The organism is Micromonospora lupini str. Lupac 08 (assembly GCF_000297395.2).
Classification (GTDB): Bacteria; Actinomycetota; Actinomycetes; order Mycobacteriales; family Micromonosporaceae; genus Micromonospora; species Micromonospora lupini.
Map to the genome: position 1 here is coordinate 5186818 of NZ_HF570108.1, position 21326 is coordinate 5208143.

General features: G+C 70.8%; 17 protein-coding genes, 1 tRNA gene and 1 pseudogene. 7 read left to right on the forward strand and 12 right to left on the reverse strand.

Annotated elements, in window-relative coordinates; genetic code table 11:
* The first annotated feature begins 39 nt into the window (after positions 1–39).
* Positions 40–333, forward strand: a complete 294-nt coding sequence (locus MILUP08_RS24660; RefSeq protein WP_007462792.1) for an antibiotic biosynthesis monooxygenase family protein — start codon at positions 40–42, stop codon at positions 331–333.
* Positions 334–441: 108 nt separating this feature from the next.
* Here MILUP08_RS24660 and MILUP08_RS24665 read toward each other — a convergent pair whose 3' ends face one another.
* A complete protein-coding gene (locus MILUP08_RS24665; protein WP_007462794.1) occupies positions 442–1299 on the reverse strand; it encodes a helix-turn-helix domain-containing protein in 858 nt (285 codons plus the stop codon).
* A 150-nt stretch (positions 1300–1449) separates the two neighbouring features.
* The gene (gene uvrB / locus MILUP08_RS24670) at positions 1450–3558 is read right to left on the reverse strand and encodes an excinuclease ABC subunit UvrB (protein ID WP_039906594.1); all 2109 of its coding nucleotides are present in this window, start codon (positions 3556–3558) and stop codon (positions 1450–1452) included.
* Between the two features lie 359 nt (positions 3559–3917).
* Between uvrB and MILUP08_RS24675 the strand changes: the two genes are divergently transcribed.
* Complete coding sequence (locus MILUP08_RS24675) at positions 3918–5492, forward strand: hypothetical protein (protein ID WP_007462798.1); 1575 nt, start codon at positions 3918–3920, stop codon at positions 5490–5492.
* A 30-nt stretch (positions 5493–5522) separates the two neighbouring features.
* On the opposite strand, the gene coaE is transcribed toward MILUP08_RS24675, so the two are convergent.
* Entirely contained in the window at positions 5523–6707 is a 1185-nt protein-coding gene (gene coaE, locus MILUP08_RS24680; RefSeq protein WP_039908745.1) for a dephospho-CoA kinase, read from the reverse strand.
* Positions 6708–6929: 222 nt separating this feature from the next.
* Positions 6930–8429, reverse strand: a complete 1500-nt coding sequence (gene rpsA / locus MILUP08_RS24685) for a 30S ribosomal protein S1 (RefSeq protein WP_007462801.1) — start codon at positions 8427–8429, stop codon at positions 6930–6932.
* A 448-nt stretch (positions 8430–8877) separates the two neighbouring features.
* On the opposite strand from rpsA, the gene MILUP08_RS24690 reads away from it, so the two are divergent.
* From MILUP08_RS24690 to MILUP08_RS24705, 4 genes and pseudogenes are all read left to right on the forward strand, one after another.
* Positions 8878–9684, forward strand: coding sequence for a class I SAM-dependent methyltransferase (locus MILUP08_RS24690; RefSeq protein WP_007462803.1), 807 nt, complete (start codon positions 8878–8880; stop codon positions 9682–9684).
* A 105-nt stretch (positions 9685–9789) separates the two neighbouring features.
* The gene (locus MILUP08_RS24695) at positions 9790–10341 is read left to right on the forward strand and encodes a Uma2 family endonuclease (protein ID WP_039908746.1); all 552 of its coding nucleotides are present in this window, start codon (positions 9790–9792) and stop codon (positions 10339–10341) included.
* Between the two features lie 36 nt (positions 10342–10377).
* Positions 10378–10596, forward strand: a complete 219-nt coding sequence (locus MILUP08_RS24700) for a hypervirulence associated TUDOR domain-containing protein (protein WP_007462807.1) — start codon at positions 10378–10380, stop codon at positions 10594–10596.
* Positions 10583–10930, forward strand: a pseudogene (locus tag MILUP08_RS24705) (DUF3140 domain-containing protein); the annotation flags it as partial. The gene MILUP08_RS24700 and the pseudogene MILUP08_RS24705, both read left to right, overlap by 14 nt.
* Before the next feature lie 161 nt (positions 10931–11091).
* Here MILUP08_RS24705 and polA read toward each other — a convergent pair.
* From polA to MILUP08_RS24745, 8 genes are all read right to left on the reverse strand, one after another.
* Positions 11092–13791: a DNA polymerase I gene (gene polA, locus MILUP08_RS24710; protein WP_007462811.1), complete on the reverse strand. Its 2700-nt coding sequence runs from the start codon at positions 13789–13791 to the stop codon at positions 11092–11094.
* Between the two features lie 124 nt (positions 13792–13915).
* Positions 13916–14629: an ABC transporter ATP-binding protein gene (locus tag MILUP08_RS24715; RefSeq protein WP_007462813.1), complete on the reverse strand. Its 714-nt coding sequence runs from the start codon at positions 14627–14629 to the stop codon at positions 13916–13918.
* Positions 14616–15533 (reverse strand): ABC transporter ATP-binding protein, encoded by a 918-nt coding sequence (locus MILUP08_RS24720; protein ID WP_039908747.1) that lies wholly within the window; start codon positions 15531–15533, stop codon positions 14616–14618. The genes MILUP08_RS24715 and MILUP08_RS24720 overlap by 14 nt, the downstream gene beginning before the upstream one ends.
* A gap of 16 nt (positions 15534–15549) precedes the next feature.
* Positions 15550–16707 (reverse strand): branched-chain amino acid ABC transporter permease, encoded by a 1158-nt coding sequence (locus MILUP08_RS24725; RefSeq protein ID WP_007462817.1) that lies wholly within the window; start codon positions 16705–16707, stop codon positions 15550–15552.
* Positions 16704–17687 carry a branched-chain amino acid ABC transporter permease gene (locus MILUP08_RS24730; protein WP_007462820.1) on the reverse strand — a complete coding sequence of 328 codons (984 nt, stop codon included), beginning with the start codon at positions 17685–17687 and terminating at the stop codon, positions 16704–16706. Before MILUP08_RS24730 ends, MILUP08_RS24725 begins: the two co-directional genes overlap by 4 nt.
* A 66-nt stretch (positions 17688–17753) precedes the next feature.
* Positions 17754–18905 carry a branched-chain amino acid ABC transporter substrate-binding protein gene (locus MILUP08_RS24735; protein ID WP_007462822.1) on the reverse strand — a complete coding sequence of 384 codons (1152 nt, stop codon included), beginning with the start codon at positions 18903–18905 and terminating at the stop codon, positions 17754–17756.
* A 352-nt stretch (positions 18906–19257) separates the two neighbouring features.
* Positions 19258–20445: a hypothetical protein gene (locus MILUP08_RS24740; protein ID WP_007462826.1), complete on the reverse strand. Its 1188-nt coding sequence runs from the start codon at positions 20443–20445 to the stop codon at positions 19258–19260.
* 57 nt (positions 20446–20502) lie between these two features.
* Complete coding sequence (locus MILUP08_RS24745; RefSeq protein WP_039906600.1) at positions 20503–21126, reverse strand: ANTAR domain-containing response regulator; 624 nt, start codon at positions 21124–21126, stop codon at positions 20503–20505.
* A gap of 84 nt (positions 21127–21210) precedes the next feature.
* On the opposite strand from MILUP08_RS24745, the gene MILUP08_RS24750 reads away from it, so the two are divergent.
* Positions 21211–21293 (forward strand) — tRNA-Leu (locus tag MILUP08_RS24750).
* Positions 21294–21326 lie beyond the last annotated feature (33 nt).

Below are 21326 nucleotides of genomic sequence, written 5' to 3' on the forward strand. Positions count from 1 at the left end.
GACACCCGCACGACCCACCGCCGTGGGAGGCTCTTCGGCATGGTTCTTGAGGTCGCGCTGATCGACGTACTGCCCGGACACGAGGACGCGTTCGCCGCCGCGTACGCCCAGGGTCACCCGGTGCTCGCCGGGACGCCCGGCTGCCGGTCGGTGCGGATGACCCGGGGCATCGAGTCCCCGACCCGGTTCGTGCTGCTGGTCGAGTGGGACTCGGTCGAGGCGCACGAGAAGAACTTCCGGGACACCGAGCGGTTCGACCGGTGGCGGGCGCTGATCGGGCCGCACTTCGCCGGGCCGCCGGTGGTCGAGCACTTCCTCGACGTACCGGCCTGAGCGAGGCTGTCGTACCCCGCGGTTAGCGTGCCTTCCGCACGCGCCGGCCGCCGGCCCCGACGGACTCGGGGGCGCCGGGTCCGGGGGCCGCGCGGGCGGCGCCGGCCCTCACTCGCCGACGCGGCGGGCCAGCGCGGTGACCGTCTCCTCCGGTGACAGGGCGGCCGCCAGCAGCGCCTCGGTCATCCTCTCGTACCTGTCGACGTCGAGCACGGTCGCCAGCCGGACGTCGGTGGTCAACGCCTCCAGCATCACCGTCCGCGGGTCCGCCGGGTCGGGAAAGGCATACCAGGAGTACGGAGTGAGCGGGTGCAGCCCGCTGCCGGCCACCCCGCGCGGCACGAGCCGCACCGTCACGTGGGCCAGCCCGGTCACCGTCACCAGGTGTCGCAACTGCTCACGCCAGACGTCGACCGGCAGGTCACCCCTGTCGCACACCGCCTCGGCGAGCACCGCCGTGTAGCGCGGAGGCTCGGCCCGGCGCAGCACCTCCTGGCGCAGAGCCCGGGCGCGCACCTCCGCCTCCACATCGACCTCCGGGGCGAGCAGGGTGCCGGCGGCGACCCGCGACCGCGCGTACGCCGGCGTCTGGAGCAGCCCCGGCACGACCGCCGGCTGATATTCGACGATGTCGGCGGCGCCCGCCTCCAACTCGGCGTAGACGCGCTGCCGCTCGCTCATCTCGCCGAGCGTCTTCCACCAGCCGCGGCTGGTGGCCGCATCCCGCGCGATCACGATCAGCGCGTCACGGGCCTCCGCCGGCACCTGGTAGATGTCGAGCAGATCCAGCACGTCGGCCAGATCCGGACGGCTCTGCCCCAGCTCGATGCGGGACAGCTTCGACGTCGAGGCCCAGCCCAGCCGGTCGCAGACCTGCTCCAGGGTCAGCGCCTCGCGCCGACGTAACTGACGCAGCTCGGCGCCGAGCCGCGCGCGTCGAATGACAGGACTTGTTGGCAACGGCATCCCCGCCTCCCCATCGAGGGAGCGTACGCAGGACGATCACCCAGTGCAATAGTTTGCTTGCGCACCGCAATCGGGTGGTCGGCCGACGGGGCGGGCGAGGTCGTCCCACGCCTGCCGTTCGGGCAGCCCGGCCCGCCGGCCGGGCCGCCCTCACTTCACGCCTGCGGCGTCCATGCCGCGCAGCTCCTTCTTCAGGTCGGCGACCTCGTCGCGGATCCGCGCCGCCAGCTCGAACTGCAGCTCACGGGCGGCGGCCAGCATCTGGTCGTTGAGTTCCTGGATGAGCTGGGCGAGGTCGGCGCGGGCCATCCCCTCCCGGGACGTGGTGACGGCGGCGGAGCGACTGCGGCTGCGGGTCTCCTTGACCGGCGCCTTGCCCCGGGAGAGCTGACGCGCCGCGCCGCCGACCCGGGAGTTTTCGGTGTCCTCCGCCTCGCGGTAGATGTCGTCCAGGATGTCGTGGATCTTCTTGCGCAGCGGCTCCGGGCTGATCCCGTGTGCCTCGTTGTGCGCGATCTGCTTGGCGCGACGTCTGTCGGTCTCGTCGATCGCCGCCGCCATCGACGGGGTGATCTTGTCGGCGTACATGTGCACCTGACCCGAGACGTTCCGAGCGGCCCGCCCGATCGTCTGGATCAGCGACCGGCCGCTGCGCAGGAAGCCCTCCTTGTCGGCGTCCAGGATCGCGACGAGCGACACCTCGGGCAGGTCCAGACCCTCGCGGAGCAGGTTGATGCCGACCAGCACGTCGTACTCGCCCTTGCGCAGCTCGCGCAGCAGCTCCACCCGGCGCAGCGTGTCGACCTCGGAGTGCAGGTAGCGCACCCGGACGCCGTTCTCCAGGAGGTAGTCCGACAGGTCCTCGGCCATCTTCTTGGTGAGCGTGGTGACAAGCACCCGCTCGTCGCGGTCGGTCCGCAGCTTGATCTCGTGCATGAGGTCGTCGATCTGGCCCTTGGTCGGCTTGATCACGACCTGCGGGTCGACCAGCCCGGTGGGGCGGATGACCTGCTCGACGAACTCCCCCTGGGCCTGCTCCAGCTCCCACGTGCCCGGGGTCGCCGACAGGTAGACCATCTGGCCGACCCGCTCCAGGAACTCGTCGAAGCGCAGCGGCCGGTTGTCGGCGGCGCTGGGCAGCCGGAACCCGTGGTCGATGAGCATCCGCTTGCGGGAGGCGTCACCCTCGTACATGCCGCCGATCTGCGGGATCGTCACGTGCGACTCGTCGACCACCGTGAGGAAGTCGTCCGGGAAGTAGTCGAGCAGGGCGTGCGGTGGGCTGCCGGGCAGCCGCCCGTCCATGTGCATCGAGTAGTTCTCGATGCCGGAGCAAAAACCCACCTGCCGCATCATCTCGATGTCGTACGTGGTGCGCATCCGCAGCCGCTGCGCCTCCAGCAGCTTGCCCTGCCGCTCCAGCTCGGCAAGCCGCTCGGCCAGCTCCACCTCGATGTCGCGGATCGCCCGCTCCATCCGCTCCGGACCGGCCGCGTAGTGCGTCGCCGGGAAGATCACCAACTGGTCGACCTCCCGGACCACGTCACCTGTCAACGGGTTGAGGTAGTAGAGCTTCTCCACCTCGTCGCCGAACAGCTCGATGCGGACCGCCAACTCCTCGTACGCCGGAATGATCTCCAGCGTGTCGCCGCGGACGCGGAAGGTGCCCCGCTGGAAGGCCATGTCGTTCCGGGTGTACTGGATGTCGACGAGCCGGCGCAGCAGCTTGTCGCGGTCGAGCTCCTGCCCGACCTGCATCTTCACCGCCCGGTTGAGGTATTCCTCCGGGGTGCCCAGGCCGTAGATCGCCGAGACGGTCGCCACCACGATCACGTCGCGGCGGGTGAGCAGCGACATCGTCGCCGAGTGCCGCAGCCGCTCGACCTCCTCGTTGATCGAGGAGTCCTTCTCGATGTAGGTGTCGGTCTGCGGGATGTACGCCTCGGGCTGGTAGTAGTCGTAGTACGAGACGAAGTATTCGACCGCGTTGTGCGGCAGCAGCTCGCTGAACTCCTTGGCCAGCTGCGCGCAGAGCGTCTTGTTCGGGGCGAGCACCAGGGTGGGGCGCTGCAGCCGCTCGATCAGCCACGCGGTGGTGGCGCTCTTGCCGGTGCCGGTCGCGCCGAGGAGCACCGTGTTGCGGTCGCCGCGCCGGACCCGGCGCTCAAGATCGTCGATGGCGGCCGGCTGGTCGCCGGCCGGCTGGAAGTCACTGACGACCTGGAAACGGCCGTCGAGCCGGGGAATGTCGAGCGCCATGACCTCAACGGTACGCCGCAGGTCCGACAGGTTCGGCCGTCGCGCAGGGTGTGTGATCGGCTTCAATATTCCCATTGTGTGGCCCATGTCACCGGGACTACCCTCTTCATGTAGGCCGCTCGCGGCGGCCGACCGGGCCGGAGGCCAGGCCATCATCAGGCCGGCCGCCCCCGGCACAGCGGTCGCAGCACCCGGCTCGTCCGGCGTGCGCACCCGTGTGGTCGCGCTCGAGGCGCAGACCGGCCGCCGCGAGCGCCCCTGCCGCTCCACCCTCAGCTCGCCACCCCCTCAGCTCACCACGCCCTCAGCTCGCCACGCCTCGGCTCGTCACCCCGCGCCGTCCCGCCCGTTTCACATCCGTGGACACCTCCCCGGCCCCGGCGCGCGGCCCCTCCCCCGACGCCACCCGCGCCGGCAACGCCCTCCGCACCGGCGGCCCCACCTCCGAAACCGACGGGCACACGCCCGAGACGGACGACACCGACACCGACAGCGCCGGGCCCTCCCGGGCGAGCCGTCGTCGGCGTACGGTGCTGCTGCTGCTCGCCCTGACCGCCGTGACGTCCGCGACGGCGCTTGTGGCAGGGCTGCTGAGCTGGGCTCCCGACCCGCCCACGCCGGCCCGGCCGCTGACCGTCACCGAGGCCGAGCGGCTGGCCGCCATGCGGGTCACCAACCTTCGGGACCTGCGCGCCGGCGTCCACGTCACGGCCGGCGCCGGTGCCTCCCGTACCGACCTGGTGGGCTGGGTGGACTGGTCGCGGCCCCTGCTCTACCTGGACGTCGGCGGGCCGGGGGCGGGTGCCGAGCGGGGCCTGTTGCAGAGCGCCGGCCCGGTGCTTGTCACCCGGCCGGACCCGGCGGCCGTGCCCACGCCGGCCGCGCCGCCCCTGGTGCCGCCGGCGGACCGCTGGCGGCTGCACCGCCTGACGCCCGGCGCGGGCCTGGCACCGGTCCTCGACCTGCTCCTCGGCCTCGCCGCCGACCGTCCGGACCCGTCCCCGGCGATGGACGGCGGCGACGCCCGCTGGGTCGCCCGGGACGTGGTCGCGGCCGGGCCGGTCGACGTCCTGCAGGCGCCGCTGCCCGCCGTGACCCCGCCCACCCCTGCCCGCGCCGCGACGGCCGGCACGGCGGCGACCGGACCGGACGGGTCGACCCGCTACTGGCTCGACCGGGACGGCCGACTGCACAAACTGGTGACCCGGTTGCCCGGCGTCGGCCCGGTCACGGTCCTCCTCAACCGGATCGACCGTCCCACCCTGCGCCCGGTCGACGCGCTCGGCGGCCGACCCGGGTTGCCGCGCGCCCTCACGGACGCGGAGCAGCGCCGGCTGGACCGGCTGCCCGCCCGGCTGCGCGGCCAGGGCGGTGCCACGCTGACGCTTACCGCACCGGTGGGCACGGACACCAACCTGCGGGGCGCCGGTTGGCTGAGCTGGGCCGCCCGCACGGCGTACGTGGCGGTCGCCGACCTGGGCGTACCGGACCGTCGGACCCTGCTGCACCGCGACGCCGCCGGCCTGTCCCGGACGGACGTGCCGGCCGAGGCCGGCGGCGGTGGCGCGGCCGAGACCCCGGGTCGGCCCCCGTTTCCGGTCCCGGCCGGGTCGTGGCGGCCCACCCGGGCCCCCCGCGACGACCTCGACCTGCTGGTCGACGCCGCGGTGGCCGCCGCCGGGCCGGTGGCACAGCGCGGCGCGGCCGTGCGGGTACGCGAGGACCTCGTCGCCGGACGGACCGTGGACGTCGTGGAGTTCCGCCCGGGCGACGCGCGCCTGCGCTACTGGATCGACCGGGACGGGTCGCTGCGCCGGGTGGAGCTGCACACCGGCCCCGGCGCGTGGGCGCAGGTCGACCTCAGCCCCGCCGTGGTGCCCCGCCTCGGCCCGCCACCGCGCGCCACCCCACCGAGCGGCGCGCCCCGGCGCTGACCACGCCTCCCCGCCCGGTGGGCAGGGCTGTCAGGGCCGCCAGCCGGTCCGCTCGGCCCACTGCTCGGCCCGCAGGTACTCCTCGTCGAACCAGGGATCGCGGGCCGTGCCGGAATCGCCGACGTGCGGCGCGGCGTCGACCAGATCCCGCTTGAACAGCAGGTACGCGGCCCGCTGATCCGGATCGGCGCGTAGGTGGTCACGCATGAGCAGCGCGTACCGCCAGCCGGGCGACCCGGCCTCCCGCACGTGCAGGCGTACCGGGCGCCCCGGGTCGGCGCTGCCGTGCAGCCGCTTCTCCCACCGACCTCGGTCGGCCGGGCGCGGATCGTCCCACCAGTGCCCCGGCACCCGGGGGAACCCCGCGTTCGCCAGCCGGTCGGCCAGCGGCCCGTCGGCGTCGGCGAGACGGGGCACGGCCACCTGCACGTCGATGACGTCGTCGGCGGCGAGCCCGGGCACCGCTGTCGCACCGATGTGGTCGATCCGCAGGTCCGCCGGCGCGAGTGCGTGACGGATCCGGGCGGCCAGCCGCGCGTACTGCTCGGGCCAGCTCGGATCGGCCTGCGCCCCGTCACCGCGGCCCAGCGCCGGCACGACACGCCGCTGCCGCAGGTTGTGCTCGTAGGGCTGCAGCCGCTGCCGCCACAGCGCGTCCACCGCGGCGTGCAACGCCACCAGACTTCCGTCGTTGGTAAGCACCACGTCCGCCGCCGCGCTCCGGCGGGCGTCGTCGGCCTGCGCGGCGATCCGCCGCTCGGCCTCCGCGCGGTCCATCCCCCGGTCGCGCGTCAGCCGCTCCAGCCGGGTCGGCACGGCCGTCTGCACCACGACCACCAGGTGGTACGTCGGCGCGAGCCCCACCTCCACCAACAGCGGCACGTCGTTGACCACTATCGCGTCCGGTGCCGCCGCGGCGACCAACTCGGCCGTACGCGCGCGCACCCGAGGATGGGTGATCGCCTCCAGCCGACGACGCGCGGCCTCGTCGGAGAACACCACCGCGCCCAACGCGGCGCGATCCAGCGCGCCGTCGGCGTCCAGCACCTTCTCGGAGAAGGTGGCGACGATCTCCGCGAGCCCCTCGGTGCCCTGCGCGACGACCTCCCGGGCGACCTGGTCCGCATCCACGAGCACCGCGCCCAACTCCACCAGCCGCGCGGCCACCGCGCTCTTGCCCGACCCGATCCCGCCGGTCAAACCCACCCTCAGCACCCGACCAGTCAACCGGATCACGCGCCTCCCCGCCAAACCACCCCCGGTCCACGCCGGACGCCTACGCCGGGATGGCCCCGAGCCGCCCGCGCGGTCGCGGGGCGCGGGGCGCGGGCGCGGGGCGCGGGGCGCGGGGCGCGGGAGCGGGAGCGGGTATGGCGAGGGCCCCGCCCCCGGCGATCGGAAAGATCGCGGGGACGGGGCCCGTCGTCGTTCAGCGGGTCACTTGCCGCCGGCGAGCTTCTCCCGCAGAGCGGCGAGCGCCTCGTCGGTGGCCAGGGTGCCGGCCGGCTCCTCGGCCTGCCGGCTCGGGGCCGGGCTGGACGAGGAGGTGGTGCCGCCACTCGCGGCCGGAACGGCCGGAGTCGGGTTGGCAGCGGCCTCGGCGTCGGCGGCGCGAGAGGTCTGCACCTGCTTGGTGTGGGCCTCCCAACGCTGACGGGCCTCGGCGTACTGGTTCTCCCAGGTCTCGCGCTGCTTGTCGTACCCCTCGAGCCACTCGCCCGTCTCCGGGTCGAAGCCCTCCGGGTAGATGTAGTTGCCCTCGGCGTCGTACGTCGCGGCCATGCCGTAGAGGGTCGGGTCGAAGTGCTCCTCGCCCTCGACGAAGCCCTCGTTGGCCTGCTTGAGCGACAGCGAGATCCGGCGGCGCTCGAGGTCGATGTCGATGACCTTGACCATGACCTCGGAGCCGACCTGGACGACCTGCTCCGGGATCTCCACGTGGCGCTCGGCCAGCTCGGAGATGTGGACCAGGCCCTCGATGCCGTCGTCGACCCGGACGAACGCACCGAACGGCACCAGCTTGGTGACCTTACCCGGCACGATCTGCTGGATCGCGTGGGTGCGGGCGAACTGCCGCCACGGGTCCTCCTGCGTCGCCTTCAGCGACAGCGAGACGCGCTCGCGGTCCAGGTCGACGTCCAGGACCTCGACCTCGACCTCCTGGCCGACCTCGACGACCTCGGACGGGTGGTCGATGTGCTTCCAGGACAGCTCGGAGACGTGCACCAGACCGTCGACGCCGCCGAGGTCCACGAAGGCGCCGAAGTTGACGATCGAGGACACGACGCCCTTGCGGACCTGGCCCTTCTGCAGCTTGTTGAGGAACTCGGTGCGCACCTCGGACTGCGTCTGCTCCAGCCAGGCCCGGCGGGACAGAACCACGTTGTTGCGGTTCTTGTCCAGCTCGATGATCTTGGCCTCGAGCTCACGCCCGACGTACGGCTGCAGGTCGCGCACGCGCCGCATCTCGACCAGGGACGCGGGCAGGAAGCCGCGCAGCCCGATGTCGAGGATGAGGCCACCCTTGACCACCTCGATGACCGAGCCGCGGACGACACCGTCCTCGTCCTTGATCTTCTCGATCGTGCCCCAGGCCCGCTCGTACTGCGCCCGCTTCTTGGAGAGGATCAGACGACCCTCCTTGTCCTCCTTCTGGAGGACCAGGGCCTCGATGTGGTCACCAACCGTCACAACCTCGGCGGGGTCCACGTCGTGCTTGATCGACAACTCCCGAGAGGGGATGACACCCTCGGTCTTGTAGCCGATGTCGAGCAGGACCTCGTCCCGATCGACCTTGACGACGGTGCCTTCGACAATGTCGCCGTCGTTGAAGTACTTGATGGTCTCGTCGATCGCGGCGAGGAATGCCTCCTCGGAACCGAGATCGTCGTGGGTGACCCGGGTGGCGCTCGAGGGGGCCTCGATGCTGCTCGTCATGTGGGCGGTTGCTCCGGTCGGATGGGTTGTCACAGCAGGCTGGTGTCGCAGTGACCTGTTCGCGCCAGCGGATCCGTCGCCGGGCACACCGAACGATCACCTACTGGGATCATGATGTGCTCCGTCGACCGCGCACCTGCTCCCTGCCGAGACACACGATCCGCGAGCGCATCGTCTAGCCTACCGTGCGCATTACCACAGCGTGCAAGCCCTCCCGACTCGTCGCCGCCTGACGACCTGCGAAAGCCGAACAATCGCCCGGAAACGACCCCTCCTGTCTCGTACGTCACAGAGGCCCCGGCAGCCACCTCCGGCCGCAACCGTTGATCGACTCGGTCTCCTGGAAACCGGCGTGTCCCGACGGCCCGGACACGGCGACTTCATGGAAACCGAGTCGATCAGCCCGCGCCGACGCCGGTAACGGACGACGGGGGCCTAGCGTGGGCGCGTGGATGACGACAGCCGGGTTACCCGGCGCCGGGTGGGTGACGCCGAGGCCCGGCGGGCCAACCGCGGCTGGTGGGACACCGACGCGGACGACTACCAGGCCGAGCACGGGGGTTTCCTCGGCGACGTGGACTTCGTGTGGTGCCCGGAGGGGCTGCGGGAGGCCGACGCCCGCCTGCTCGGCGACGTGTCGGGGCGACGGGTGCTGGAGGTGGGTTGCGGCGCGGCCGCCGCCGCCCGCTGGCTCGCCACCCAGGGCGCGCGGCCGATCGCCTTCGACCTGTCCGCCGGCATGTTGCGGCACGCCGCACAGGCCGCCGACCGCACCGGGGTACGCGTACCGCTGGTGCAGGCCGACGCGCTCGCCCTGCCGTTCGCCGACCGTTCGTTCGACGTGGCCTGCACGGCGTTCGGCGCGATTCCCTTCGTGGACGACTCGGCCGCCCTGTTCGCCGAGGTGCACCGGGTGCTGCGCCCGGGCGGCCGGTGGGTGTTCTCCGTGACCCACCCGATGCGCTGGATCTTCCTCGACGATCCCGGCGAGGGCGGTCTGACGGCCGTGCACTCGTACTTCGACCGCTCCCCCTACGTCGAACAGGACGACGCCGGCGTCGCCACCTACGTCGAGCAGCACCGGACCCTCGGTGACCGCATCCGCGAACTGGTCGGCGCCGGGTTCCGGCTGCTGGACCTGGTGGAGCCAGAGTGGCCGGAGGGACACGAGGGGCTCTGGGGGCAGTGGAGCCCGCTGCGCGGACGACTGTTCCCCGGCACCGCCATCTTCGTCACCGAGAAGCCCGCCGGATGAACACGTCGCACCTGAGGTGCGACCGGCGCGGGCGAGGTGGGCGTTGAAGCGCTCGTGACCACCGAGCCGACCGCGACACCACCTGGCCCCTGGCACCCGGATCCGATGCGGCAGCAGCGTGCCGACTACACGCTGGAGGACCTGCTCGCAATGCCGGACGACGCCCCCCGCGTCGAACTCGTCGACGGAGTCTTCCAGGTGATGCCCTTCCCCACCCTGGGTCATCAGGAATTGTCCAGCCTGCTCTGTTGGTGGCTACGGTCCCACGGACCGACGGGCCTTCGCGCCACCCAGGCCATCGGAGTCGAGCTCGGCCCCGACACGAGCCGACGGCCGGATGTTCTGCTGTGCCACGCGGACGTACCGTCCGATCGGTCCTCGTTGCGGCCGTCGGATGTCGTGCTCGCTGTGGAGATCGTCTCGCCGAGCACGCGGCGGATCGACAGGTTCGCGAAGCCCGGGGAGTACGCCGCCGCCGGCATCCCGTTCTACTGGCGGATCGAGCAGGACCCGGTGCACGTGTACGCGTACCGGATCGGCGACCGGGTCGGGCCGGGCGGTCAGCGGCAGTACGAGCTGGTCGCCGACGGCGCCGACGTCATCGAGCTGGCCGAGCCGTTCGACATCAAGCTGCCCGTCGCCGAGATCACCCCGTAGCCGTTTCGCCCCGGCAGTGCGGGGTAGCCGAGGGCCATGGCCGAGCAGAGGTTCCACAAGGGCGACCATGTCTCCTGGTCGGCCCACGGCAGCCGCGCGTACGGCGTGGTGCAGGAGGAGATCACCGACCGGACGCGGATCCGCGGGCGGGCCGTGAACGCGGCCCCCGACGATCCGCAGTACCGGGTCCGCAGTGACGGTACGGGCCGCGACGTGGCCCACCGCCCCGAGGCGCTGCGTCATGAGCAGAGGTGACGAGCAGGGCCGGGACACCTACCGGGAGTTCACCGAGGCCGTGAACATGAAGCCCGGCGAGCTGTCGTCCTGGCTGGAGACCGACGAGTCGAAGCAGGTCGGGTGGCACAAGGGTGGCCGCTCCGGCGGCGGCGAGTCCGTCGGGCACGAATCCGGCAGGAAGATCATCAACCTGTTGCGCCGCAAGCGCGCCGACCTGTCCGAGGGCGACTACAAGCACATGCGCAAGGTGGTCGGCTACGTACGCCGGCACATGGCCCAGCGCCCGTCCGGCGACGTCCGCGACACCAAGTGGCGCTGGTCCCTCATGAACTGGGGCCACGACCCCCTGAAGTAGCCACCCCAGCGCGATGCAAGATCACGCCCTCAGGGCGACGGCCGCGACCAGGGGTGACGGGTCGGGGTTCCGGGGCAGCCCGACCCGCGCAGGGATCAAGCCTGACCGCCCGGAGCGGGTCGGGCTGCCCCGGAACCGCTCAAGAGCAACCAGCACAATCAGTGATCAGCAGAATTCCAGTCCCGGCCCAGACCGACCGACACCTCCAGCGGCACGGACAGCGGGTACGCCCCACCCATCTCACGCCGCACCAGCGCCTCCAACGCCTCCCGCTCACCCGGGGCGACCTCGAAGACCAGCTCGTCGTGCACCTGTAGCAGCATCCGGGAGCGCAGGCCGGCGTCGCCGAGGGCGGTGTCGACGTGCAGCATCGCCACCTTGATGATGTCGGCCGCCGATCCCTGGATGGGCGCGTTGAGAGCCATCCGCTCGGCGATGTCGCGGCGCTGCCGGTTGTCGCTCACCAGATCGGGCAGGTAGCGACGGCGCCCCAGGATGGTCGAGGTGTAGCCGTCCTGACGGGCCTTGGCGACGACCTGGTGCAGATAGTCGCGCACTCCGCCGAAGCCGGCGAAGTAGTTCTCCATCAGGCCGCGCGCCTCTTCGGTGCCGATGGAGAGCTGCTGGGACAGGCCGAACGCGCTGAGCCCGTACGCCAGGCCGTAGTTCATCGCCTTGATCTTGCGCCGCTGGTCCGGACTGACCTCGTCGACGGGCACGCCGAAGACCGACGAGGCGGTGGCGGCGTGGAAGTCGGCCCCGGAGTTGAACGCCTCGATCAGCGCGTCGTCCGAGGAGAGGTGCGCCATGATCCGCATTTCGATCTGGCTGTAGTCGGCGGTGAGCAGGCACTCGTACCCCTCACCCACCACGAAGGCCCGGCGGATGCGCCGGCCCTCCTCCGTGCGGATCGGGATGTTCTGCAGGTTGGGCTCGGTCGAGGAGAGGCGCCCGGTGGCCGCCACCGTCTGGTTGAAGGTGGTGTGGATCCGGCCGTCGTCGGAGACGGACTTGAGCAGGCCGTCCACTGTCGATTTGAGCTTGGCGACGTCGCGGTGGCGTAGCAGGTGGGCCAGCACCGGGTGCGGCTGCTGCGCGTAGAGCCACTGCAGGGCGTCGGCGTCGGTGGTGTAGCCCGTCTTGATCTTCTTGGTCTTCGGCAGGCCCAGCTCCGTGAAGAGGATCTCCTGCAACTGCTTCGGCGAACCGAGGTTGAACTCCCGGCCCACCGCCTCGTACGCGCCCTGCGCGGCGGTCTTGACCTCGCCGGCGAAGTGCGCCTCCAACTCCTGGAGGTAGTCGTTGTCGGCGGCGATGCCCGTGCGCTCCATGCCGGCGAGCACCCGCATCAGCGGCAGCTCCACCCCGGCCATGAGCCGCGCGGACTGCTCACCGTCGCGGGACAACTCGGCGTCGATCGCGTCGGCGAGGTCGAGGGTGGCGCGGGCCTGGAGCATGAGGTTCTGCTCGGCCACGCCCTCGTCGCCCAGCCCGTCGAGGGTGAGCTGGCCGGTCTCGGGGGCGTCCACCCGCAGCTCGCGGTGCAGGTAGCGCAGCGCCAGGTCGGTCAGGTCGTACGACCGCTGGTCGGGGCGGGCCAGGTACGCGGCGATCTGGGTGTCGCGGACGATGCCGGCCAACTCCCAGCCGTGTGCGGCGCAGGCGAGCACCGCAGGCTTGCTGTCGTGCAGCACCTTGGGCCGCTGCGCATCGGCCAGCCAGCCCGCGAGGGCGCTCTCGTCGGAGGCGTCGAGCCCGGTGGGGTCCACCCAGGCGGCCGCGCCACCGGCGCTGGCCAGCGCCAGACCGGTGATCGAGGCGGTGTGCCGGCGGTTGGGGCCGGTGTCGAGCTTGACCGCGAGCCCGACCGGGGTGCCGGTCGGGGCGTGCGTGCCCAGCCAGGCGGCGAGCCCACCCGGCTCGGTGAGCACCTCACCGGTCAGGTCGAAGCCCGACTCGGCCTCCGGCTCGACGGCCTCCAGGTACTGGTAGAGACGGTCACGCAGGATGCGGAACTCCAGCGTGTCGAAGACCTGGTGCACGGCCTCCCGGTCCCAGCCGGCCCAGCGGGTGTCCTCCGGGCGCAGCGGCAGCTCCAGGTCGGAGACGAGTCGGTTGATCTCGTAGTTGCGGATCACGTCGGCGAGCCGCTCCCGCAGACTGTCGCCGGCCTTGCCCTTGATCTCGTCGGCGCGGGCGATCACGCCCTCCACCCCGCCGTACGTGGTGATCCATTTGGCGGCGGTCTTCGGGCCGACGCCGGGGATGCCGGGGAGGTTGTCACTCGTCTCGCCGACCAGCGCGGCGAGGTCCCGGTACTGCTGGGGCCCGACGCCGTACTTCGCCTCGATCGCCGCCGGATCCATCCGGGCCAGGTCGGAGACGCCCTTACGGGGGTAGAGGACGGTGATCTGGTCGTCGACCAGCTGGAACGCGTCGCGGTCACCGCTGCTGATCAGCACCGACATGCCCTGGTCGCGGGCCTGGCAGGCGAGCGTGGCGATGACGTCGTCGGCCTCGTAGCCCTCCATCTCGACCACCGGGATCTGGAGCGCGGCGAGGACCTCCTTGACCAGGCTGACCTGACCCTTGAAGTCGGTCGGGGTCTCGCTGCGGCCCGCCTTGTACTCCGCGTACTTCTCGGTGCGGAAGGATCGGCGGGAGACGTCGAAGGCCACCACGATGTGGGTGGGCTGCTCGTCGCGCAGCACGTTGATCAGCATCGAGGTGAAGCCGTACACCGCGTTGGTCGGCTGACCCGTCGTGGTGGAGAAGTTTTCCACAGGCAGGGCGAAGAAGGCCCGGTATGCCAGGGAATGTCCGTCGACGAGGAGCAGGCGCGGTGTCGTAGCTGTCACGGCAGCGACTCTAGTCCGTCGCACCGACAACCCTGGTCCTCGGCACGGGGTGCCGCGACGCCGAGCCGAACGCCGGCGGCCGGCCACCCCCGCGAGGGGACGACCGGCCGCCGGATGCGGTGGCTCAGGCCACGCCGAGGTACGCCTCCTTGACCGACGGGTCGTGCAGGAGGTCCTGACCGGACCCCTCCTTCACGATCTGGCCGGTCTCCAGCACGTAGCCGCGGTGTGCCCGGGAGAGCGCCTGCTGGGCGTTCTGCTCGACCAGCAGGATCGTGGTGCCCTGCTGGTTGATCTCCGTGATGATGTCGAAGATCTGCCGGATCACCAGCGGGGCCAGACCCATCGACGGCTCGTCGAGCAACAGCAACTTCGGCCGGCTCATCAGCGCCCGGCCGACCGCGAGCATCTGCTGCTCGCCGCCGGAGAGGGTGCCGCCGGCCTGCTTGCGTCGCTCGGCCAGCCGTGGGAAGAGGGTCAGCACCCGCTCCAGGTCGGCGGCGATGCCGGCGGAGTCCCGCCGGGTGTACGCCCCCATGTCCAGGTTCTCCATGACCGTCATGCCGGGGAAGATCTGCCGCCCCTCCGGCGACTGACACAGCCCTCGCACCACCCGCAGGTCGGCCCGGAGCTTGCTGATGTCCTCACCGTTGAAGGTGATCTTCCCGCTGGTGAGCGCCCGGGTTCCGGAGATGGCCCGCATCGTGGTGGTCTTGCCGGCGCCGTTCGCGCCGATCAGAGCCACCACCTCGCCCTCGTTGACGGTGAGGCTGATCCCGTGCAACGCCTCGATCCGGCCGTACGCGACCGCGACGTTCTCGAGCTCAAGCAGCGTCATCAGCGGGCTCCCCCAGGTACGCGGCGATCACCTTCGGATCGCGGCTGACCTCCGCGGGCGCACCCTCGGCGATCTTGCGGCCGAACTCCAGCACCACGATCCGGTCGGTGACACCCATGACCAGACGCATGTCGTGCTCGATGAGCAGGACGGTCAGGCCCATGTCCCGGATCTGACGGATCAGGGTGAGGAGTTCCTCCTTCTCCGCCGGGTTGAAGCCGGCGGCCGGCTCGTCCAGGCAGATGAGCTTCGGCTCGGTGGCCAGCGCGCGGGCGATCTCCAACCGGCGCTGGTAGCCGTACGGCAGGTTGCGCGCCTCGTCGTTGGCCCGGTCGGCGATCCCGACGAAGCGCAGCAACTCGAGCGCCTTGGACTCGGCCGCCCGCTCCTCCAGGATGTGCCGGGACAGGCCGAAGATCTTGGCGGCCGACAGGCGCACCTGCTGCCAGGTCCGGGCGAGCCCGGACGCGGCGGTGACCTGCGGCAGCTCCTCCGGCTTGGGTCGCACCCGGTAGAGCCGGAACAGCGCGCCCGGCACGCTTGTCTTGTGCCGGGAGTCGGTGCCGACCATGACGTTCTCCAGCGCCGTCATCTCCGGGAAGAGACGGATGTTCTGGAACGTCCGGGAGATGCCCAGCTGGCTGATCTGGTGCGGCTTGCGGCCGGTCACCTTCTGACCCCGGAACCGGACCGCGCCCGACGTCGGCTTGTAGACCCCGGTCATCACGTTGAAGCTGGTGGTCTTGCCGGCGCCGTTGGGCCCGATGAGGCCGAGGATCTCGCCCTCGTAGATCTGGAAATTGATCTTGTCGAGGGCGACCACGCCGCCGAAGCGGAGCGTGACGTCGTCGACTTCGAGAAGCACCTGCCGAGGCCCCGGCTGAGTCGGGATCTTCGGCGTCACGGCGCTGGTGGACTGGTCAGACACGAGCGGGCACCTCCTCTGCCTCCGCCGCGCGGTCGGACAACTCGCGGGCACGCCGCCGGCTGGGCACGAGACCCTGCGGACGCAGGATCATCACCAGCACCATGGCCAGACCGAAGACCAGCCACCGGTAGTCGGCGAAGTCGCGGAACCGCTCCGGCAGGTACGCCAGCAGCACCGCGCCGAGCGAGACGCCGATCATGTTGCCGGAGCCACCGACCACCACCATCGCCACGAAGAGGATGGACAGGTTCGCGTTGAACTGGGTCGGGTCGATGAACGCGTTCCGGCTACCGAAGAGGAAGCCCGACAGGCCACCGAGCGCCGCGCCGATGGCGAACGCCCAGAGCTTGAACTTGAACGGGTACACACCCATCACCGCGGCGGCGTCCTCGTCCTCGCGCACCGCCAGCCACGCCCGGCCGACCCGGCTGTGCTCCAGCCGGCGAACCAGGAAGACCATGATCAGCACGAACGTGATCGCCAACCAGTACCAGGGCTTCGCGTCGATCAGTCCGAAGACCTTGTTGTCCGGCGACGGCGCGCCCTCCGGGCCGGGGATGGCCGAGATGCCCACCGGGCCGTTGGTGAGCCCTGTGGCGTTGCGGGCCACGATGCGGATGATCTCACCGAAGCCCAGCGTCACGATGGCCAGGTAGTCACCGCGCAGCCGCAGCGTCGGCCAGCCCAGCAGCACCCCGGAGATCATGGTCAGCACGATCGCGATGAACAGGCAGATCGCCCAGGTCACCGCCCACGTCGGCGGGAGGTTGAACTCCTGCTGGATCCACTTCACCACCGGGGAGTTCACCGAACCGAACAACGCCACGCTGTACGCGCCGATGGCGAAGAAGCCGATGTAGCCCAGGTCGAGCAGGCCGGCGAGACCGACCACCACGTTCAGGCCGATCGCGACCAGCACGTAGATGGCGCAGACGAAGAGCACGCCCGCCCAGTTGTTGCCGCCCTGGATCGAGTCGGTCCGCAGCCAGGTCAGGCCCGGAATGCCGAGGAGCGGCAGGTAGTAGAGGATCGCCACGAAGGCGGCCAGCCCGAGGGCCTGCTGCCATTTCGTGAGCGCCCGCCAGCGGTCGCCGATGCCGGTCAGCAGCGTCACCCGGCGCTGATCGGCGGAGCGAATCTTGTTGATCATGCGCGGGCCCTCCCGAGCGACTCGCCCAACAGACCGGTCGGCCGGAACATCAGCACCACGATCAGCACCACGAAGGCGATGACGTCCTCCCAGTTGGACGCGAAGAGCGTGGCGCCGTACACCTCGACGATGCCGAGGAAGAGGCCACCCAGCAGCGCGCCGCGCAGGTTACCGATGCCGCCCAGGACCGCGGCGGTGAACGCCTTCAGACCGAGCACGAAGCCGATGCTGTTCTGGGTGAACCCGAACCGCATGCTCCACAGCAGAGCCGCGGCGCCGGCCATGATGCCGCCCAGCACGAAGATCAGCATGATGACGCGCTCCTGGTTGACGCCCATCAGCGCGGCCGTCTCCGGGTTCTGCGCCACCGCGCGCACGCCCCGGCCGTACCGGGTGCGGTTGATGAACCAGTCCAGCAGCGCCATCATCGCCACAGCAGCGACGAACACGATCAGCTGGATGTTCGTGATCCCCGTGTTGCCGATCGTGAACAGGGTCTTCTGCTCGATGATCGTCGGCATACCGACGATCTGCCGGGGCCGGCCGAACACGTCCGGCAGCACGCCACCCAACAGCTTGGGCAGCACCTGCCCGAAGAGCTCCACGAACACCAGCGACAGACCGATCGCGGTGATCAGGAAGATCAGCGGCGGCGCGTTCTTACGCCGCAGCGGCCGGTACGCGACCCGCTCCAGCGCCAGAGCCGTACCGCCCGAGGCGACCGCCGCGACGATGAGGCCGAGCACCAGGAACAGGATCGCCTGGCCGACAGGGGGGTTATTTTCCACTCCGAGCTGGTTCCACAGGATCAGCACCGCGAAGGTGCCGACCATGAAGACCTCGGAGTGCGCGAAGTTGATCAGACGAAGGACGCCATAGACGAGTGTGTAGCCAAGGGCGATCAGGGCGTAGATGGCGCCCTTGGAAAGGCCATCGACCGTGTGCTGGCCGAGATGACCGATCAGTTCATCGAAATGCACCGGGGGTCTCCTTGAATCGAGTGCGGCCGGGGTGATCCACCCCGGCCGCACTCCATCGCCTTGGCGTCAGCTGAGCTTGAGCTCCTGCAGCGGCTCGATGGCCTCGCCCTTGATCTGGTAGGCCCAGATGACGACCTTCGACGGGTCGACGTCGCCCTTGGAGTCGAACTTGATGTACTTCGACACGCCCTGCTTGTCGTACGCCTTCACGTACGCCAGGATGTCCGCCCGGGTCTTCTTGCCGTCCTTGAAGGCGTCCAGGTAGACCTTGGCGCCGTCGAAGCCCTCCGCACCGTAGGAACCCGGCGCGATGCCGTACTCCTTCTGGTAGTCGGCGGAGAAGGTGCCGCCGGCCTTGTCGGGCGGGAGGCACGGGCAGGTGATGATCGCGCCCTCGGCGCCACCGGAGGCACCCTTCGGGAACGCCGGGTCGTACAGACCGTCCGGGCCGACGAACTTGGCCTGGACACCGGCGGCGCGCATCTGCTTCACCAGGGGCGCGGCCTCGCGGGTGTAACCGCCGTAGAAGACGAAGTCCGCCTTCGCCGACTTGATCTTGGAGATGGTGGCGTCGAACTGCGCCTGCCGCTCCTGGATCTTGTCCTTGTTGACCACCAGCGGGCCGAGCTGCTTGCCCAGCTCATCCGTGATGCCCGCGCCGTACGCGCTGGCGTCGTCGACCATGAAGACCTTCTGCGCGTTCTGCGCCTTCAGGTAGCTCGCCACCGCGCCGGCCTGCGTGCTGTCGTTGCCGACCACCCGGTAGAAGGACGTGTTGCCCTTCTGGGTCAGGTCCGACCGGGTCGCCGACGGGCTGACCATGGCCAGGCCAGCGGCCTGGTAGATCGGCATCGTGGCGTCCGACTCACCGGAGAAGTGACCACCGATGACACCGAGGAACGAGTTGTCACCAGCGATCTGGTTCGCGAACGGGGTCGCCACGGCCGGGTCACCCTGGGTGTCGAACTCCTGCATGGTGACCTTGCAGTTCGGGTTCGCCTCGTTGAACTGCTTCACGGCGAGCTTCGCGCCGTTGAGCGACGGGATCACCAGACCCGCGTTGTCACCGGTGAACGCGCCGAAGATCGCGATCTTGCCACCGCAGTCACCGGACGCGGTCCCACCGTCACCGCCACCGGTGTCCTGGCAACCAGCCGCGACCACAAGGGTCGCGGCGAGCGCAACGGTACCCAGCGCCCGTACATAGCTTCGCCTCACGGCTTCCTGACCTCCTCCAGATGCGGACGGCGGCTGACCCGTAGTGACGGCGACAGCACGCAGACCGCAGATCCACCCACCCCGCAGGGACGCCCCCTGCGTAACGGCTCGTGATGGCGGAGCGTACCGACACCGCATACCGTCCCGGAAGGCCTGGACGCGGGGTCTGCGAAACCGTTACGAAGACGTGGGCAATCCTGTCGATGCCCGTAACAGGTGAATCCGTCGATCGGTCCTTAAGCCCGCGGCCGGTCGGAGCACGCCCACACCCATCCGGACCGGCGAATCCCACCGAACAGCCACCTGACCTGCGGAAACAACGATGGGTAGCCCTGCGGCACCGCACCCACCCTCAGGCGCCCACCCCGTCCGCCCACCACAACCCGGATCGCGAACCGTCGTCCACCGCCAACCACCACCGGTCACCCACCGCCACCAGCGCCACATCACGGTCGGCACCCGCCGCCACGTCCAGCGGCAACGCGGCCTCCCGCCACGACCCACCCCGGTCCGTCGACACCCACACCGAGTAACGCGCACCGTCCGTCACCGCGGCGAACAGCCGATCACCGGAGGCCACCAGCGACGCCACCTGAGGCACCCCCGCCCCCGACCGCCGACCGAACGCCCCCGCCGTCACCCAGCCGGCCGCCTCCTGACGCCACGCGCCGAACGTCGCCCCCCGCAGCCCGACCGCCACCGGCACACCACCGGCGAGCACCACCCGCTGCAACTCCTCGTACTCCGGACCACCCGGCAGCACCGTGCGCTGCCACGACCGCCCGTCCGGCGACGACCACACCGCGGGGTCCCGGTCGATCCGGCCGGCGGGCAGCAGACCACCCACCGCCAGCCAACCCGACGACGTCGCCGCGGCATCGAAGGCCCAGGTCACCCCGGTGGCGTCACTCGCCAGCCCCGGCGCGCCCTCCACCAGCGCGAACTCCGCCGCCGCCGGTGACGACACCCACGAGGCCGCACCCGCCGAACGGTTGCCCACGATCAACCAGCCCGAGGGACCCGCCGCCAGGCGGGACACGTTCACCGCCTTCGGCCCGCCGTACGTCTCGAACGACGCCTGGACCTCAATCAGCGCGCCGTCGGCCGCCTGCCGCCACGTGCTCACCCGCGGATTGCCGTGCGCCCCGCCGACCTTCGCGCCGATCACCGCGGCCCGACCGTCGCGGCACGCCACCGACGAGAGCACGTTCTGCTTGCCGTAGAACGAATCCGCCCGCACCGGCAGCACCGTCCACGCCGTACCGTCCACGCTGGTCCAGGCCGCCGGGCGCGTGCCGCCAGCCGCGTCCGCGACACCACCGACCAGGAACCACCGGCCCGCGCACGCCGCCACGTCCCGCACCAACAGGCGGCCCGCGCCACCCGGCGGCGCCGGCAGCGTCAACGCCTGCCACGCAGGCCGCAGCGCGGGCGCGGCGGCAGCGGACGCCCGGTCGCCGCTCGACGCGGCCGACCCGTCACAGCCGGCGAGCAGCAGCGCGAAGAGGCCGAACACCGCAATCACCCGTCGGAGGGACACGCTTCGATGCTAACCACCATCGGGCGTGCGCGGTGACCCCGAGCAGGGCAGACGCGTTCAGACGGTGGGCTGCTGCGGCACCTCGCCGCCGGCGGTCTCCGTGAGGATCCGCTCGGCGACCTCCTTCATGGTCATCCGGTGGTCCATCGCCGTGCGCTGGATCCACTTGAACGCCTGCGGCTCGGTCATCCCGTACGTCGTCATCAGCGCGCCCTTGGCGCGCTCCACCGTCTTACGGATCTCCAGACGGTCGGTCAGGCTCGCGACCTCCGCCTCCAGGGCCGCGACCTCCGAGTAGCGCGACAGCGCGATCTCCACCGCCGGGACCAGGTCACTCTTCTGGAAGGGCTTCACCAGGTACGCCATCGCGCCCGCCGCCCGCGCCCGCTCCACCAGGTCCCGCTGGCTGAACGCGGTCAGGATGATCACCGGGGCGATCCGGGCGCCGGCGATCCGCTCGGCGGCGGCCAGCCCATCCATGATCGGCATCTTGATGTCGAGGATGACGAGGTCGGGCTTCAACTCCTCGGCCAGGCGTACGGCGGTCTCGCCGTCGCCGGCCTCCCCCACCACCTCGTAGCCCTCTTCGACAAGCATCTCGGCGAGGTCCAGCCGGATCAACGCCTCGTCCTCGGCGATCAGTACGCGCCTACGCTCGGCATCCGTCGGCATCTCAGCCACCAGCCCTACCCCCACCAGTCAACACTGCACGGTTACCACCCATGCTCCCGCATGAGCGTAGTCGGGTACAGTAGGCCGGCACCGGCCGGGATGGTGGAACGGCATACACGGAAGTCTCAAACACTTCTGCCCGAAAGGGCTTGCGGGTTCGAATCCCGCTCCCGGCACTCTTGTCATACACCTGTTCGATGATGCGAACG

Coding starts and splice junctions, on each gene's coding strand:
- MILUP08_RS24660 (WP_007462792.1), top strand. CDS start 40: ATGGTTCTTGAGGTCGCGCTGATCGACGTACTGCCCGGACACGAGGAC.
- MILUP08_RS24665 (WP_007462794.1), bottom strand. CDS start 1,299: ATGCCGTTGCCAACAAGTCCTGTCATTCGACGCGCGCGGCTCGGCGCC.
- uvrB (WP_039906594.1), bottom strand. CDS start 3,558: ATGGCGCTCGACATTCCCCGGCTCGACGGCCGTTTCCAGGTCGTCAGT.
- rpsA (WP_007462801.1), bottom strand. CDS start 8,429: ATGACGAGCAGCATCGAGGCCCCCTCGAGCGCCACCCGGGTCACCCAC.
- MILUP08_RS24695 (WP_039908746.1), top strand. CDS start 9,790: ATGCGGCAGCAGCGTGCCGACTACACGCTGGAGGACCTGCTCGCAATG.
- MILUP08_RS24700 (WP_007462807.1), top strand. CDS start 10,378: ATGGCCGAGCAGAGGTTCCACAAGGGCGACCATGTCTCCTGGTCGGCC.
- MILUP08_RS24715 (WP_007462813.1), bottom strand. CDS start 14,629: ATGACGCTGCTTGAGCTCGAGAACGTCGCGGTCGCGTACGGCCGGATC.
- MILUP08_RS24725 (WP_007462817.1), bottom strand. CDS start 16,707: ATGATCAACAAGATTCGCTCCGCCGATCAGCGCCGGGTGACGCTGCTG.